The 15,588-nt window shown below is 66.3% G+C and carries 14 protein-coding genes; 5 read left to right on the top strand and 9 right to left on the bottom strand.

Annotated features, from left to right (window positions below; genetic code table 11):
• On the bottom strand, positions 1-321 hold the full coding sequence (locus tag Q9235_RS22885; protein WP_306224067.1) for a YnfA family protein: 321 nt from the start codon (positions 319-321) through the stop codon (positions 1-3).
• A 188-nt stretch (positions 322-509) separates the two neighbouring features.
• Between Q9235_RS22885 and Q9235_RS22880 the strand changes: the two genes are divergently transcribed.
• Both Q9235_RS22880 and Q9235_RS22875 read left to right on the top strand, forming a co-directional pair.
• Positions 510-1,742 (top strand): BaiN/RdsA family NAD(P)/FAD-dependent oxidoreductase, encoded by a 1,233-nt coding sequence (locus tag Q9235_RS22880; protein ID WP_306224066.1) that lies wholly within the window; start codon positions 510-512, stop codon positions 1,740-1,742.
• Between the two features lie 54 nt (positions 1,743-1,796).
• A complete protein-coding gene (locus Q9235_RS22875) occupies positions 1,797-2,018 on the top strand; it encodes a hypervirulence associated TUDOR domain-containing protein (RefSeq protein ID WP_306224065.1) in 222 nt (73 codons plus the stop codon).
• A gap of 32 nt (positions 2,019-2,050) precedes the next feature.
• Here Q9235_RS22875 and Q9235_RS22870 read toward each other — a convergent pair whose 3' ends face one another.
• Positions 2,051-5,488 carry a class I SAM-dependent DNA methyltransferase gene (locus Q9235_RS22870; RefSeq protein ID WP_306224064.1) on the bottom strand — a complete coding sequence of 1,146 codons (3,438 nt, stop codon included), beginning with the start codon at positions 5,486-5,488 and terminating at the stop codon, positions 2,051-2,053.
• A 142-nt stretch (positions 5,489-5,630) separates the two neighbouring features.
• Here Q9235_RS22870 and uvrB point away from each other — a divergent pair, with 142 nt between their 5' ends.
• Entirely contained in the window at positions 5,631-8,366 is a 2,736-nt protein-coding gene (gene uvrB, locus Q9235_RS22865; protein ID WP_306224063.1) for an excinuclease ABC subunit UvrB, read from the top strand.
• Between the two features lie 7 nt (positions 8,367-8,373).
• Here the strand turns inward: uvrB and Q9235_RS22860 are convergent, their stop codons facing one another.
• Positions 8,374-9,039 carry a hypothetical protein gene (locus Q9235_RS22860; protein WP_306224062.1) on the bottom strand — a complete coding sequence of 222 codons (666 nt, stop codon included), beginning with the start codon at positions 9,037-9,039 and terminating at the stop codon, positions 8,374-8,376.
• Positions 9,040-9,264: 225 nt separating this feature from the next.
• On the bottom strand, positions 9,265-9,762 hold the full coding sequence (locus Q9235_RS22855; protein ID WP_306224060.1) for a GNAT family N-acetyltransferase: 498 nt from the start codon (positions 9,760-9,762) through the stop codon (positions 9,265-9,267).
• A gap of 614 nt (positions 9,763-10,376) precedes the next feature.
• Between Q9235_RS22855 and Q9235_RS22850 the strand changes: the two genes are divergently transcribed.
• Together Q9235_RS22850 and Q9235_RS22845 are read left to right on the top strand one after the other, a co-directional pair.
• Positions 10,377-10,763 carry a DUF6152 family protein gene (locus Q9235_RS22850; protein ID WP_306224059.1) on the top strand — a complete coding sequence of 129 codons (387 nt, stop codon included), beginning with the start codon at positions 10,377-10,379 and terminating at the stop codon, positions 10,761-10,763.
• Between the two features lie 82 nt (positions 10,764-10,845).
• Positions 10,846-11,319, top strand: a complete 474-nt coding sequence (locus Q9235_RS22845) for a DUF6644 family protein (RefSeq protein ID WP_306228418.1) — start codon at positions 10,846-10,848, stop codon at positions 11,317-11,319.
• 9 nt (positions 11,320-11,328) lie between these two features.
• Here the strand turns inward: Q9235_RS22845 and Q9235_RS22840 are convergent, their stop codons facing one another.
• From Q9235_RS22840 to Q9235_RS22820, 5 genes are all read right to left on the bottom strand, one after another.
• Positions 11,329-11,778, bottom strand: a complete 450-nt coding sequence (locus Q9235_RS22840; RefSeq protein WP_306224058.1) for an NUDIX hydrolase — start codon at positions 11,776-11,778, stop codon at positions 11,329-11,331.
• A gap of 120 nt (positions 11,779-11,898) precedes the next feature.
• Positions 11,899-13,095, bottom strand: coding sequence for a Na+/H+ antiporter NhaA (gene nhaA, locus Q9235_RS22835; RefSeq protein ID WP_306224057.1), 1,197 nt, complete (start codon positions 13,093-13,095; stop codon positions 11,899-11,901).
• Between the two features lie 82 nt (positions 13,096-13,177).
• Positions 13,178-13,564 carry a c-type cytochrome gene (locus Q9235_RS22830; RefSeq protein ID WP_422678230.1) on the bottom strand — a complete coding sequence of 129 codons (387 nt, stop codon included), beginning with the start codon at positions 13,562-13,564 and terminating at the stop codon, positions 13,178-13,180.
• A gap of 88 nt (positions 13,565-13,652) precedes the next feature.
• Positions 13,653-14,468, bottom strand: coding sequence for an alpha/beta fold hydrolase (locus Q9235_RS22825; protein WP_306224056.1), 816 nt, complete (start codon positions 14,466-14,468; stop codon positions 13,653-13,655).
• A gap of 298 nt (positions 14,469-14,766) precedes the next feature.
• A complete protein-coding gene (locus Q9235_RS22820; protein WP_306224055.1) occupies positions 14,767-15,474 on the bottom strand; it encodes a GntR family transcriptional regulator in 708 nt (235 codons plus the stop codon).
• Positions 15,475-15,588 lie beyond the last annotated feature (114 nt).

Raw genomic sequence — 15,588 nt, 5'->3', positions numbered from 1 at the left:
TCAGCGCGGCGCGGCCAGGATGATCGCGGCGCCGGCGAGGCAGATGGCGCCGCCGGTCAGGTCCCAGCGATCGGGCCTGATCCCCTCGACCGTCCAGAGCCAGCCGAGCGAGGCGGCGATATAGACCCCGCCATAGGCCGCGAAGGCGCGTCCCGCCGCCGCGCTCTCGACCAATGTCAGCAGCCAGGCGAAGAGCCCGAGCGAGACCAGCCCCGGTAGCAGCCACCAGATCGGCTTGCCGAGCCGGAGCCAGCCCCAGAAGGCGAAGCAGCCGGCGATCTCGAAGAGCGCGGCGGCGATATAGGTGGCGATGGTCGGCATGGCGGGCGGTGGGTCTCGGGGCTTTGCGGTTAGAGGCCGCCAGTCTAAAGCCATGCCACGCAAGACGGAAAGACGTGGTCATCCCGGACAAGCGGCGAAGCCGCGCCGATCCGGGATCCATTCCTGAACCTCCAAGGAAAGGCCCTGGAATGGACCCCGGGTCTCCCTTTGGTCGCCCGGGATGACCGATGAGGGGTAAGGAACGCATGCCCGATATCGCCATCATCGGCGCCGGCCCCGCAGGCCTGATCGCCGCCGAGCGGCTGGCCGGTGCCGGGCATCGCGTCACGATCTACGAGCGCATGGCCTCGCCGGCCCGCAAGTTTCTGCTCGCCGGGCGCGGCGGCCTGAACCTCACCCATTCCGAGCCGTTCGACGTCTTCCTTCGCCGCTATCGCGGGGCAAGCGGCTGGCTGGAGCCGGCCCTTCGCGCTTTCCCGCCGCAAGCCTTGCGCGACTGGGCCGACGGGCTTGGCGCGGAGACCTTCATCGGTTCGAGCGGCCGTGTCTTTCCGCGGGCGATGAAGGCCTCGCCGCTGCTGCGGGCCTGGCTCGGCCGGCTCGACGCGCTGGGCGTGACGCTCTCGGCCGGCCGGCTCTGGACCGGTTGGAATACCGATGGCGCTCTGACATTCCGTTTGGCCGGCGGCGAAATCGAAACGGTTCGTCCGGATGCCACGTTGCTGGCGCTCGGCGGTGCGAGCTGGCCTCGCCTCGGCTCCGATGGCGGCTGGGCGCCGCTGCTGGCTGCGCGCGGCGTCTGTGTCTCGCCGCTCCGCCCGGCCAATGGCGGTTTCACTGTCGCCTGGTCGCCGCAGATGAGGGAGCGCTTCACTGGCCAGCCTCTAAAGCGCGTCGTTGTCCGGTGTGGGGACGAAACGGCGGCCGGCGAAGCGATGATCGATGCGGACGGCATCGAGGGCGGCGTGATCTATGCGCTGTCGGCGCCGATCCGCGAGGCGATCGCGCGTGACGGCGTGGCCATGATCGCGATCGATCTGCGGCCCGATCTCACGGAGCCGGAGCTAGCCGCCCGCCTCGCGAAGCGCCGCAAGGGCGAGACGTTGAGCAACCACCTGCGCAAGGCGGCGGGCCTCGCCCCTGCCGCGATCGCCCTGCTGCGCGATGCGGCGGGAGCAGCGCTCCCCGACGAGCCGGACGCGCTCGCGTCGCTGATCAAGGCGGCGCCGCTGCGGCTCGCTGCGCCCATGCCGATCGCACGCGCCATCTCGACGGCCGGCGGCATCGCCCGTGACGCCTGCGACGACGGCTTCATGCTGAAGCGCCTGCCGGGCGTCTTCGTCGCCGGCGAGATTCTCGACTGGGAGGCGCCGACCGGCGGCTATCTGCTGCAGGCCAGTTTCGCGACGGGCGTTGCCGCAGCGGTCGGCATTGGCGCATGGCTCGCCGAGCGAGTGTGAACCGATTTCCGCTTTGCTACGTTACTCCACAGGGGGAGTTGAACAGAGGGCCGAATGTCAGAGCCGCTGAAGCCCGGAACAAATGTGACATGGCGCTGGGGCGCGCATCGCGCCCACGGCCGCATCGAGCAGGTCTTTACCAGGCCGGTCAGCCGCACGATCAAGGGAACCCGCGTCCGCCGCAACGCGTCCGAGGAAAAGCCTGCCTATCTCGTGACGCAAGCCAAGGGCGGATACGCGCTCAAGTCTCATTCCGAGCTGGAGCGCCTGCAATAATCCAGATCGACCGAGCCTCTGTCTGAAGCGGCTCATCCTGTGCCGGTCAGGCGTCGCGCGAAATGCTGTCCACCGTCGAGCGTGGAGATTTCCCCGACGCGCGCCAGCGAGATCAGGATGTCGCGGATCGCCCGCTCCACCTTGAGGCCCTGGCGGAATTGCCCCGCCATGGCGGCTGCATCGATCGGCGCCGGCATTCCCGCCAGAGCCGCAAGCACGGCTGCGACGCGGCCCACGGCATCGGTCGGGAATGCAGGCTTGCTCGCTGCTGCCGGGACGGGCATCGGCAAGGCCGCCTCGACCTGCTCGCCCATGCGACCGGAAGTGCCGAAACGTGGACGCTGATAGTCCGGCCTGAGCCAGCGCATCATAGCCTGCGCTTCCTCCTGCATGCGTTGCCGGTTGAGGGCAACGAGCCGGGCCAGAACCTCTTCTTCGCTGAGGTCGACCGGCCAGCCATAGGCCGTTGCGACGGCGGCATCGATCGCCTCGTGGTATTCGTCGAGGATCAGGACGAGGCCGCGGTCGCGGATATCCAGTTCCGCGGCCTTCAGCGCGTAGCCGGCGAGGAGAGCCTCCCGCACGTTATAAAGCTTGGTCAGCGTCAGGTCTGGATAGTCGGCGATGACACGCTTGCGCAGGGCATCGAGCGCCTCCGCAGGGCGGCGGATGGCCTCTTTCTGCTGCTCGGTCGCATCCGGGAAGGGGAAGGGATCGAAGCAGCGGGATTTGGAGTAGCGCGGCCGATCTTCGAGCGTGCCACCCTGTGCCAGGCACCATGTGACATGGGCGCGCGACGACAGGACGCCGAGATGGAAGGAGTCGGACAGCCCGACGACGACCAACATATTGTCCGGCAGGATCGATGCGTCGAGAAACTGGAAGATGCGATGCTTGGCGGTCTCGGCCGTGGCGATATAGCGCTGAAGCGGAGCAAGCGCGGGGCGCAGCTCGCGTCGGGGCTCGCCGAATATCCACCAGAGCTCCCGGTAGCTTTCGCGCCGGTTCGCATCGCGGCCGATGAGCTTTCCGTCGCCGTCTTTTTCCTCTTTCACCATCCGTTTGATGTGCTGATAGACCTCCGGGAACCGCTCCCGGACCTCTTCCGCAGTGAGGCCGAGCAGATCGATCACCATGACGTCGCGCGAACGGGACGTCAGGTCCCGCCCGTTGCGATAGTCGCGGACATGACCTTCGAGGCCATCCCGGTGGCCCAAGCCGAGGGCCCGTGCCTCGGCGGGCGTCACGATGAAGCCCGCGCCGTGCAGCTTCATGCCGGGCGAGCAGAGCCCGTCATTGCTCCGCAGGGCCGCGGCCTGGGTCATGTCGGCGCCGATGGTCAGGTCGGAATTGATCCGCCCTTCGCTGACGCCGATCTCGATCTGCGGCTGGTCGGTGTCGAGTCCGATTTCGGACAGGACCGTGCAGAGCTTGCCGTCGTGACGGCCTGATTGCGCGACCGTCATCGCGATCCGCACGGCCGCGCTGTCACGGCCGGCTTTCGTCCAGGGATGGTCCGGGATCGCCATGACGATCGAAAGCGGGCGCTTGCTTGTGAGATGCCTCTCGACCGTACGACGCTGGAAGAGCTGCGTGATCGAATTCGTCGTGACGAAACCGAAACGGCGCAGGCACGTGCCCGGTCGTGTCAGCAACTCGGCGGCATGGTCCCACCAGTACATCACCAGATCGGCGCTCTCGTTCACTTGCGGATGGGCGGCCCAGAGCGCCTCGGCGTAGACGTTGCCCAGGCGTGCCCGCAGGTCCTTGCCACCGATGAAGGGCGGGTTGCCGACGATGAATTCGGCTTCGGGCCAGTCTGGCCGGCGGGGTGTCGGCAGGGCCTCATGGCCGTCGCGCCAGCCCGGAACCGGATAGCCGTCCCAGCTCAGCACCGCATCCTGCTTGTAGATATGGTCGAGCTTTTCGAGGATCGGCTCGCGCGGCGCATGGGCGCGCGTGCGGAAATGCCATTGCAGGTGGCCGATCCAGAGGACGAGATCGGCGATCGCGACGGCCCGGCGGTTGGTCTCCAGGCCCAGGAACTGATGCGGCCCGACCTGATGTGCAGCGAAGCCGGAGAGCTCCTCGTTGCGGCCGAGCTCGCCGGCGGCATCGAGGACTTCGCCCTCCAGTTTCTTCATAAGCTCCTGTGAAACATGCAGGAAATTCCCCGTTCCGCAGGCCGGGTCGAGAATCCGCGTCGTGCAGAGCGTTTCGTGAAAATCCTCGACCAGAGCGAGTGCCTTGCGTGCATCGCCGCCGTCGCGGGCCTGCTGCGCCGCGCCGAGAACCGCGCGCCAGTCTTCGCGCAGCGGCCCGATCACCGTCTCGACGACCAGCCGCTCGACATAGGCGCGCGGCGTGTAATGGGCCCCGAGACGGGCGCGCTCCTGCGGGTCGAGCGCCTGTTCCAGCAGCGTCCCGAAGATCGCGGGCTCGACCTCTTTCCAGTCATGCTCGGCAGCGGCGAGCAATTCCCCGATCTCCTCGCGCCCCAGCGGGAAGACGCGGGCATCCTCGTAGAGCTTGCCGTTGAAGCGCTTCATCCGCTCGCGCACGGAGGTCGAGTACTCACCCTTGTCCATCGCCTGCCACAGTTCCGAGACTAGAGGCAGGAAGGAATCCGGCACGTCGCGGCACTCGCGCAGCAGGGCCTTGAAGGCGTCCTTGCGGATCAGCCCGACATCCTCGGCGAACATCGTGAACAGGCAGCGCATCAGGAAGAGCGCGACCTCCTCCGGGTCATGCGCGCGCTCCAGCACCCGGGACACGGCGGCGAGCCGCTCGGCGATGGCGCGGGTGACGCGGGCGGCATGGCGGGCGGGGTCGAGCGAGAGCGGCTCGGTCCAGATCGTTGCAAGGCGCTTCCGCAAGGCGGGGTCGCGCAGGTCGTCGAGATAGACGCGGTAGCTCTGCCGGTCCGGGAACTGGACGTAGTTCTTACCTTGCCCGGTGAAGTCGGCATAGAACTCGAAGCAATGCCCGACATCGCAGACGATCAGGAAAGGCGGCCAGCCATGGCTCGCCGGCAGAGCCTTGGCATAATCCTCGGCCTGGCGTCTGGCATTGAGCATCAGCACGTCCCAGGCGCGATCGGCCCCGCGCCGGCCGCGCGGCCCGGCCGGCTCGGCGAAGGGCAGGGCGCCCTGCGCCGGCAGAACCTCCTTGGCCTGCCCCTTAAGGCGGCTCTGCTTGGCTTCGAGGACGAAGGCGCCTTTCCGGTAGAGGTCGATGCGGCCCGTGCTGTGCCCGCCCTGCCCATCCGGAAAGCGCACGGGATATTCGAAGCGGTAGGTCACGGCGCCGGAATCGCTGGTCGGCGGCTGCGGCGGCTCGACGCCGATCAATCGGCAGAGCTCGCTGAGAAACTGCGCATAGGCCGCCCGCTCCGCCCCTTCCGAGAGGCGCCAGCGGGCGATGAAGGCCTCGACCGCCGCCATCTCGGACTCGGACCCGCCCCCCGACATGGTCCATCTCCACAGGTTGTTGTTATCTAGTGTATACAACTTAAAGTTGCGTTACGTCACCCTGTCAACTCCTGTCATCAATCATGCCCGGAGAGCGCCACGCCCTCTCGCATCGCCGCGCGTTCCGTCCCATATTGCGGCCATGCCGAAAAGCTCCGACACCACCGCGACCAAGCCGAAAGCGGCCAAGAAGCCGTCCTCGGCCCGCACGCCCAATTCCAAGGCGACCAAGCCCGAGCTGAAGCCACTCGAAGGCTATCTCGCCGACCTCTTGAACCCGGCGATCAACCGCGGCACGGCGGTGCCCGGCGGCGCCTCAGGCTTCAGCGACAGGCCTCAGGCCGGCTACGAAACGAAGCAGGATTACGCGCTGGAACGGCCGGGCGGTGAGGAGCGGCCCAAGCGCAAGCTCTCCAAGAAGGCGGATTCGGCCTTCATCGGCGCCGAGGGCGCGGCGGCCGCGACGGCGAGTTCGCTGCAGCATCTGCTGGAGACCGGCAGCCCGTTCATCCAGCCCGGCAAGCCCTGGACGCCGCACCGGCCGGAGCGCCCCGAGAAATCGGAGGGCGGCATCGCCTTCACGATGAAGAGCGACTTCTCCCCGTCAGGTGACCAGCCGACCGCGATCGCCGATCTCGTCGACGGCATCCGCCGGCAGGAGCGCGACCAGGTTCTGCTCGGCGTCACCGGCTCGGGCAAGACCTTCACCATGGCCAAGGTGATCGAGGAGACGCAGCGCCCGGCCCTGATCCTCGCGCCGAACAAGACGCTGGCAGCGCAGCTTTACGGGGAGTTCAAGAGCTTCTTCCCCGACAACGCGGTCGAGTACTTCGTCTCCTATTACGACTATTACCAGCCGGAGGCCTATGTCCCGCGCTCGGACACCTATATCGAGAAGGAATCCTCGATCAACGAGCAGATCGACCGCATGCGCCATTCGGCGACGCGCTCCCTGCTCGAACGCGACGACGTGATCATCGTCGCCTCCGTCTCCTGCATCTACGGTATCGGCTCGGTCGAGACCTATACGGCGATGACCTTCTCGATAAAGCTCGGCGAGCGCATCGAGCAGCGCCAGCTCATCGCCGATCTCGTCGCGCTCCAGTACAAGCGCACCCAGCATGATTTCGCACGCGGCACCTTCCGGGTGCGCGGCGACGTGATCGAGCTCTACCCGGCGCACTATGAGGACCGGGCCTGGCGCATCGGCCTGTTCGGCGACGAGGTCGAGAGCATCAGCGAGTTCGATCCGCTGACCGGCCAGAAGACCGGCGAGCTCGAATTCATCAAGGTCTACGGCAATTCGCACTACACCACGCCGCGCCCGACGCTGACCCAGGCCGTGAAGTCGATCAAGGAGGAGCTCAAGGCCCGCCTCGACGAGCTCAACCGCATGGGCCGCTTCCTGGAGGCGCAAAGGCTCGACCAGCGCTGCACCTTCGACATCGAGATGATCGAGGCCACCGGCTCCTGCAACGGCATCGAGAACTATTCGCGCTATCTCACCGGCCGCAAGCCGGGCGAGCCGCCGCCGACCCTGTTCGAATACCTGCCCGACAACGCCCTCGTCTTCACCGACGAGAGCCATGTCTCCGTGCCGCAGATCGGCGGCATGTACCGGGGCGACTTTCGCCGCAAGGCGACGCTGGCCGAATACGGCTTCCGCCTGCCCTCCTGCATGGACAACCGGCCCTTGCGTTTCGAGGAATGGGACGCGATGCGGCCCCAGTCGGTGCATGTCTCGGCCACGCCCGGCGGCTGGGAGATGGACCAGACCGGTGGCGTCTTCACCGAGCAGGTCATTCGCCCGACCGGGCTGATCGACCCGCCGGTCGAGATCCGCCCGGCCAAGCATCAGGTCGCGGATCTCCTGGACGAGGTCAAGGAGGTCACCGAGCGCGGCTACCGCACCCTCGTCACCGTGCTGACCAAGCGCATGGCCGAGGACCTGACCGAATACCTGCACGAGAATGGCGTGCGCGTGCGCTACATGCACTCGGACATCGACACGATCGAGCGCATCGAGATCCTGCGCGACCTGCGGCTCGGCGCCTTCGACGTGCTGGTCGGCATCAACCTGCTGCGCGAGGGCCTCGACATCCCCGAATGCGGCTTCGTCGCCATTCTCGACGCCGACAAGGAGGGCTTCCTGCGCTCCGAGACCTCGCTGATCCAGACCATCGGCCGCGCCGCCCGCAATGTCGACGGCAAGGTCATCCTCTATGCCGACCACGTCACCGGCTCGATGGAGCGGGCGATGGCGGAGACCACCCGCCGCCGCGAGAAGCAGGAGGCCTACAACCTCGAACACGGCATCACGCCGCAGACGGTGAAGAAGAATATCGGCGACATCCTCGGCTCGGTCTATGAGCGCGACCATGTCACGGTCGACAAGGGGCTGGTGGCGCCGGCCTCGGGCCACAACCTCAAGGCCGCGATCGCCGATCTCGAGAAGCGCATGCGCGAGGCCGCGGCCGATCTCGAATTCGAGACGGCGGCCCGCCTGCGCGACGAGATCAAGCGCCTGCAGGCGACGGAGCTGACGATCGCGGACGATCCGCTCGCCCGGCAGGGCGATGTCGAGGCCTCCGCCGGCAAGTACAAGGGCGAGCGCTCTTACGGCTCCAGCGCCAACCTGCCGCCGACAAAAGCCTCGCCGGCAGGCGACGGCGTCTACAAAAGTCGCGCCCGCAAACCGACGGACGAGGACATGGGCCCGCATAACTGGGGCGGCGGCGAGGGCAAGCCGAAGGCCGGCGAGAAGCCGAACCCGCTTTTGACGGGCACCTCACGGGTGCGGAAGCCGACCCTGGACGAGATGGGCCCGGTGCCGGAATCGCGGCCGAAGGGGGCGGGGGAGAGAAGAAGGAGGAGGTAATAAGAGCTCAGTACTCTTTGCTGAGAGCTTCTCGTTCTAGAATTAACTGTTTGTATTTTCTCAAAAATATCTGGCGCTCATTGCCTTGAAGCGGGCAGTCGATTGTCCCGTACGATTTGGCGCGAAGGACATCCAGAATCCTCATGTCACCGACTATATATGGCTCAAGAGCCTCTCCTAAGAGCCATAGTGCAATTCTAGCTGCCTCAGTGTCGAGGGGCGGCTTTTCGCTAAAGTACGGATAGATAATTTTATTTGTTTCGTCGGATATGCTCAAGGCGAGAAGGTTCTCAATCTTCACGATGCAGTTTATTTCTTCCAATAGGAACTGAGTTTTGACCGATTGTTCGATAAGGACATAAGATTCATTCCTCCATCGTCTTTTCTCGTTCCACCAGCGCAAAAATCCATCCCTAAGTAATGGGTAAAGTCTCTTGGTGTTTTTTAGTTCCGCTATCCGCAATGGGATCTGAATTTGTAGATCAAGATTTCCAGCGACGTGGGCTTTCGCATCAGCCCAAAATGGCCCGAAAAAATCGCCGCCAGATTCCTTAAATCCCAGCAGTTTATTTCTTTCTTGCCGAATGTCGCTTCGTAGTAGTGCTTTTCTCTGCGAGGGCGAGGCATAAAATAATTGAAGGAGTTTTCTCAGATTGATTTTTTGGAGTGCCACGACAAAATAGTCTCCGGCTGTAAACATAACCTAGGGTTGTTTCAGGCCGATTCGCAAGAGCGCAAGCTACCAGCGGAAGCCATCTTCGTCCAAAGCGGGTGAAGATGGTGCTGGTGGGACCCGAAGCATCCTTTGGAATGAGCAAGTCTCATCCGGTGCGTCGCGCCACCTTCCCCTACCTGAAAGAGGGGCGCCGCAGTTCGAGAGTCTTCGTTCGTGGAGGCCTCAGGCCCCGTCGAAAGCCGCGTGATAGCGCACCGTGCCGGCCGGCAGTTCCGCGCCGAAGCCGAGGCGCATGAAGTACTCCGGCGGCACGCCCTCCAGCACCAGGGCCGGATCGTTGGCGAAGCCGAAGCGGCCGTAATAGGCGGGGTCGCCGAGCAGGACGCAGCCAGCGGCGCCCATCGCGCGCAGGCGCCGCAGGCCCTCGCGGATCAGGCCCGAGCCGATGCCGCCGCGCTGCCGGCTTGATTGCACCGAGACCGGCCCGAGCCCGAACCAGCCGCGCTCCGTCCCGTCGATCGTCACCGGCGAGAAGGCGACATGGCCGATAAGCTCGTCCCCCTCGACGGCAACGAGCGAGAGCGTCAGCGTCCCGGTCGCCCGCAAGGCGTCGACGATCGCCGCTTCGGTGCCGCTGCTATGCGGCGCCGTCGCGAAGGCCTCCGTGGTCAGGGCGCGGATGGCCTCAGTATCGGCGGGCTGTTCGGTGCGGATATCCATGCGGGTTTATGCCATGCCGGTATCGCCCATGAAAACTAATCCCCGCCCGCGCGTCTCCCGCCTATTCTCTGTTCACCTCACCCCGAGGGGCGGCCATCCGGAGGCATGCTGCATGGCGGGGCGGGGGCGGCGCCCTGCGGCCGGGTTTGCACCCCGGACTCGGGAGGCTGCGGGAACCGCCCTGGGGGTACTACGGCCCCTGCGCGAGGAGCCTCGCTAGGAGAGGCGGCGCGGCGGTGGCGAGATGGCAGACGCGCGACGACCCGCTGAGGGAAGCTGGCACGCCCTGTCCGTCCGCGATCGACGCTCCGCCCAACGGAAGCGCGGCCCGCAGCTTTCAAGAACGCCGGCAAGCGGAGCGCCACGGGGCGTGCGGATGGTGGCTCAATCCATCCGCGCCGCATCCTGGCTCAACGGAAGCGGCAAGATACCCCGCGCCTCGCGGCGCTCCGCTGCCCCTCATTCTCCCCGCACGCGGCGACGCGGGCGGCAGCAGGCGCTTGCGCGTTTCCCGGCGCCGCCAACGTAGATGTGATGGCCCCGCTGCAACCCGTCCGTGGCAGGCTGGTTGTTGGGAGGCGCGCGGCTCGCGCGCCCGAGCAGGGAGACGTTGCATGACGATGCTGAACCGCCGCCGCCTTCCCCTCCTTCTCGCCGGCCTCGCCGCCACCGTCGCGCTGCCGGCGCTGGCGCATCACGGCTGGGCCTGGGCCGAGGGCGAGCAGATGACGCTCAAGGGCAAGATAAGCAAGATCTCGATGGCCCCGCCGCATCCGATGCTGATGGTCGAGGCCGAGGGCAAGCTCTGGCAGGTCGATCTCGGCAATCCCAACCAGACCGAGCGCTCCGGCTTCCGCGGCGACACGGCCAAGCCGGGCGATGCCATCACCGCGCTCGGCAACCGCCATCTCGACAAGACCAAGCTGCATATGAAGGCGGTGCGCATCACCCTCGCCGGCAAGGATTACGACATGTATCCGGAGCGCATCCGCACGAACTAGCATCGGCCCGAAAAGTGGGAACCAGTTTTCGGAGACTGCCGATGCGGACAAGATATCCGAAAAGGCGCGCAGCGGCTTGAGCGTGGCCGGCCTGATCGAAGCATTGGGGCACTGGCCGGGCGCGCTGTGGCTGCAGCGCTCCGGCACGGCCTATCTCGTCGTCAACGCCGCCCATATCCTCGGCATCGGCCTGCTCGTCGGCGCGATCCTGCCGCTTGATCTCCGATTGGTCGGCCTGCTGCGCGGCGCCCCGCTCGCCGTGCTCGCGCCCTTCCTGACCCGCGCCGCCGCCTTCGGCCTCGCGCTGGCGCTTCTGACCGGCGCCTGGCTGTTCACGGTGAAGCCATCGGAATATGCGGGCAATCCCGCCTTCCTCGCCAAGCTCGCCCTGCTCGCGCTGGCGCTCGGCAATATTGCGCTCCAGCATCGGGGCAGGGCGCTGGCGGAGGCGCTCGCGACCGAGCGAGTGTCAGGGCGTGTACGGGCGAGCGCGCTCGCCTCCTTCACGCTCTGGCTGGCGGTGCTGTTGGCGGGGCGCTGGATCGGATTTGTGTGAAGCGCAGTCTCAGGCGGCGACGGCAAGCTGCGTGTCGAGCTTGCGGATCACGGTGCTGAGCTCCGGCTCGTCGACGAGGTCGGCGGCGTCGGCGAGCTTGAACCAGTGCAGCTCGCGCTGGTGCTGCTCGGCCCAGCTATCGAGCTGCTGCTCCACTTCGAGCAGATAGAGTTTCACCTCGCAGAGGGCGAAATGGTCGCTCATCCGCTTCCAGTAGGTGTAGCGCCCGGCCGGCTTCTCGCTGACGCGGCCGATCACGCCGGCCTCCTCATAGGCCTCGCGCGCGGCGGCGTCGCGGTCCTTCAGGCCCTTCATCGGCCAGCCTTTGGGCACGATCCAGCGGCGCGTGGTCCGCGATGTCACGAGCAGGATTTCCGTCGAGCCGTCGGCGGCGTGGCGGATCGGCATGGCGGCGATCTGCGACCGCTTCTCCCCCGGTTTCCGCTTGGCCTTCTTCATCGACGTTGAGAGCCCTTTCCTGGCTGCACATTCGTCCGGCTCCGAATCACAAATGATCGCCGGAGCGAATAAATATTGCATCGATTCGTAGAAATGGAAGAGGCGTTCCGCGGAATCGCATCAGGCTTTCGATTCGTGCATGCCCTCCGGCTTTGCCAGCCGCAGCAGGAGCCAGCCGCAGATGCCCGACAGCAGCGACCCCGCGAGCACGCCGATCTTGGTCTGGTCCTGCAGCGCTTCCGAGGCTGGGAAGGCGAGCAGCCCGATGAACAGGCTCATGGTGAAGCCGATGCCGCAGAGCAGGGCGATGCCGTAGAACTGCGCCCAGGAGGCGCGGGCCGGCAGATCGGCGAGCCCGGCGCGGATCGCCAGCCAGCCGAAGCCGAAGACGCCGATCTGCTTGCCGAGGAACAGCCCGAGCATGATGCCGAGGGGCACGGCCTGACTGAGCGTCGCGAGGCCCAGCCCGGTGAAGGAGACGCCGGCATTGGCGAAGCCGAAGATCGGGATGATCAGGAAGGCGACATAGGGATGCAGCGCGTGCTCCAGCCGGTGCAGCGGCGAGACGGCGCTGTCGGGCCTGGCCGGCGAGGGCGTGAGCGGGATGGTCAGCGCCAGCGCGACGCCGGCGAGCGTCGCATGAACGCCGGATTTCAGGGTGAAGTACCAGAGCGCCGCGCCGAGCAGGAGGTAAGGAGCTAGCCTGACCACGCCGAAACGGTTCAGCGCGATCAGCGCGACGAGCGTGGCAGCCGCGAGGCCGAGATGCAGGCCGGACAGGTCGGCAGTGTAGAAGATCGCAATGATGATGACCGCGCCGAGATCGTCGAGGATCGCCAGCGCCGTCAGGAAGACCTTGAGCGAGGCGGGCACGCGCGAGCCCAAGAGCGACAGGACGCCGAGCGCGAAGGCAATGTCGGTTGCGGCGGGGATCGCCCAGCCGCGCAGTGTCTCGGGCGAGCCGAGATTGAAACCGACATAGACCAGTGCCGGCGCTATCATGCCGCCGAGCGCGGCGAAGCCGGGCAGCGCCCGCCGCGCCCAGCTCGACAATTGCCCATCCAGCATCTCGCGCTTGATTTCGAGGCCAACGAGCAGGAAGAATACCGCCATCAGCGCGTCGTTGATCCAGTGCAGGACCGACAGCCCGAGCACATAGCTCTTCAGCACGCCGAAATAGAGCGGCGCCAGCGGCGAGTTGGCGACGACGAGGGCGAGCGCCGCGACGACCATCAGGACGATGCCGCCCGCCGCTTCGCCGTGCAGAAAGTCCCGCAAGGCGGAGAGGGGTTTCGTCCGGGTCGCGGGGGCGGCCATCAAGCTCTCCTTCGTCGATCAGACGCGGAGAGATACGACAGGCGGCCGGCGATGACCAATCCTGGCGACGCCGCAGGAGGCCTCAGGACTTCTTGCCGTCCTTGTCGAACTGCTTGAGGAAGGCGGTCAGGTCCTTGATCTCCTTCTCGCTCTTGATGCCGACGAAGATCATCTTGGTGCCCGGGATCTTGGCCCTGGGGTCCTTGATGTACTCGGCGAAGGTCGCCTCGTCCCAAGTCAGACCGGAATTCCTGTTGGCGGTCGAGTAGCTGTAGCCTTCGACCGCGCCGGAACGCCGGCCGATCAGCCCGTTGAGCTCCGGGCCGACGAGATTGCGCGCGCCCTCGCCGACCTGATGGCAGGACCGGCATTTGGCGAAGGAACGCTCGCCGGCGGAGATGTCCTGCGCCGCGGCGGGCAGGGCAAGGAAGGGGAGGAGGAGAGCAAGGCTGGAGAAGGTGGCGCGCATGATCATGTCTTTCGACTTGGAGACATTCTCAACGTAGCGCCGAGTCATCAGGTGGCGGCATGAGCCATTTCGCCGCGCGGCGCCCTGTTCAGAGTTCGCCGATCCACTCCGCCACGGTCGCGGTGAAGGCATCCGGCCGGGAGATCGGGAAGAGATGCCCGCCGGTTTCCATGATCGCCCGGCGGCAGCCGGGCAGGGCGGCCGCGAGTTCTTCCTGATGATAGACGGGAACGACCATGTCGTCCCGCGTGCCGAGGACGAGTACCGGCATCATCAGCGAGGCGACATCGGCGGTGCCATCGAAGGCGAGCAAGGCGTCGAGGCGCTCGCGCGTTACCGTCCGGGCCTGCTCGCTGACGGGCGCGGCCTCGATTGCGGCATCGTAGACGTGCCAGTTCGCCTCGATCCAGCGTGGCTGGTAGCCGCTCAGCACCGAAGCGGCGGCATAGGCGTGGGGGTCGCAGGCGAGGATCGCCCGCCGCGCGCCGAAGACGGCGTTGATGTAGCGGCCGGATTTCAGCCAGCTTGCGCTCAGGATCAGGCCGTCGAGCCGGCCGGGAGCCTGCTTGGCGATGGCCTGTGCGATGCAGCCGCCGGTGGAATGGCCGAGCACCACGGCCCGCGAGATGCCGGCTGCGTCGAGGACGGCGAGGCTATCCTGCGCGAGGAGGTCGATCGAGCAGGGCGCCTCGCCGCGCGTGCTGGCGCCGATGCCGCGCTGATCGAAGCGGATCACCTGGAAGGAGCGAGAGAGCGTTGCCGCGATCTCGCCCCAGAAGGCGGCGCTGCCGCTCAGTCCGCTGACGAGCAGCAGCGGCTGGCCATGGCCTTCCTTGAAGGCATGCAGCGTGGCGCCGTCGGGCGTCTCGATCTTGAAATCGGTGATGTCCGTGCTGGCCGTCATGCGTCACCTCGCGGATGGAGATGCCGAATGCTGCGCTGCCTGCGCATGATCTCGTCCATGGCCCCATCTCCCTGGAATACTAGGTCGCCCGCCCCGATCGCTCGGTCTTGATTGGCCGATGGGATCGCTTTGTGGCAGGATGGCGCATTGGAACCGCCCCCGCCATGGCTTGAGCGCAGGGGGCGCAATGTCCTTGACGCAGATCAAATAGACCAAAGACTAATTGGTCTGCGTCTGATGCATGTCTCCGCGCGTGATGCGGCGGACGGTCGACATGATGTCGTGCGCGGTCGCGGGATCAGGATGGATTGAGCCCTTCGCTCAGCGCGTAGGGGGCAAGCACGTCGCGGATGTCGCGTTCGATGCGCGGCGTCAGCAGCGCGCGGGTGACGACGGCCCGCAGATGGTGGTCCATCAGGTCGGCGGCTCGCGCGGCGTCGCCGGCCCGCAAGGCGTCGATCAACTGGCGATGCTCGGAGACGGCGCATTCGGTCGAGTGCGGACGCCCGTAGATCGCCAGGATCAGCGAGCAGCGCGACGAAGCCTCCTGGACATAGCGCAGCAGCAGCGCGTTGCCGGTCATCTTCGCAAGCTTGATGTGGAACTCGCCGGAGAGGCGGATCGATTCCGGTCCGTCCTGCTCATGCGCCTTCTCCTCTTGGCGGACATGGGCTTCCAGCTCGGCGACCTGGGCGGTCGTGATGCGGCCGGCCAGGCTTTCCGCCACGAGCCGCTCGAGGCCGCGGCGGACCTCGAAAACATCGCGTGCCTCTTCCAGCGTGGGATAGGCAACCGAGGCGCCGCGATTGGGCTTGAGCTCGACGAGTCCCTCGACGGCAAGTCGCCCGAAGGCCTCGCGCACGAGGGTGCGGCTGACGCCGAGCTGCTCGCCGATCGAATCCTCCGGCAGCTTCATGCCGGGTTTCAGCGCCTGCTCGATGATCGCCCGGCGCAGCGCCCGGTAGACGGATTCGGCGCGCAGAACCGGGGCTCGCTTCTCGCCCATCGTGGCTGTCCCTCGTGCTGGAACGACTTTGTCCGGGGGCGTCAATGTCACGATCGCGGGCTCCGCGCCAGTTTCCGCTTGTGTTCAATAATCGCATACAATACGCTTCTCACA

This window comes from Bosea beijingensis (assembly GCF_030758975.1).
Taxonomy (GTDB): domain Bacteria; phylum Pseudomonadota; class Alphaproteobacteria; order Rhizobiales; family Beijerinckiaceae; genus Allobosea; species Allobosea beijingensis.
The sequence above is the reverse complement of the archived record's forward strand: the minus strand, read 5'-3'. Positions and strand labels throughout refer to the sequence as shown.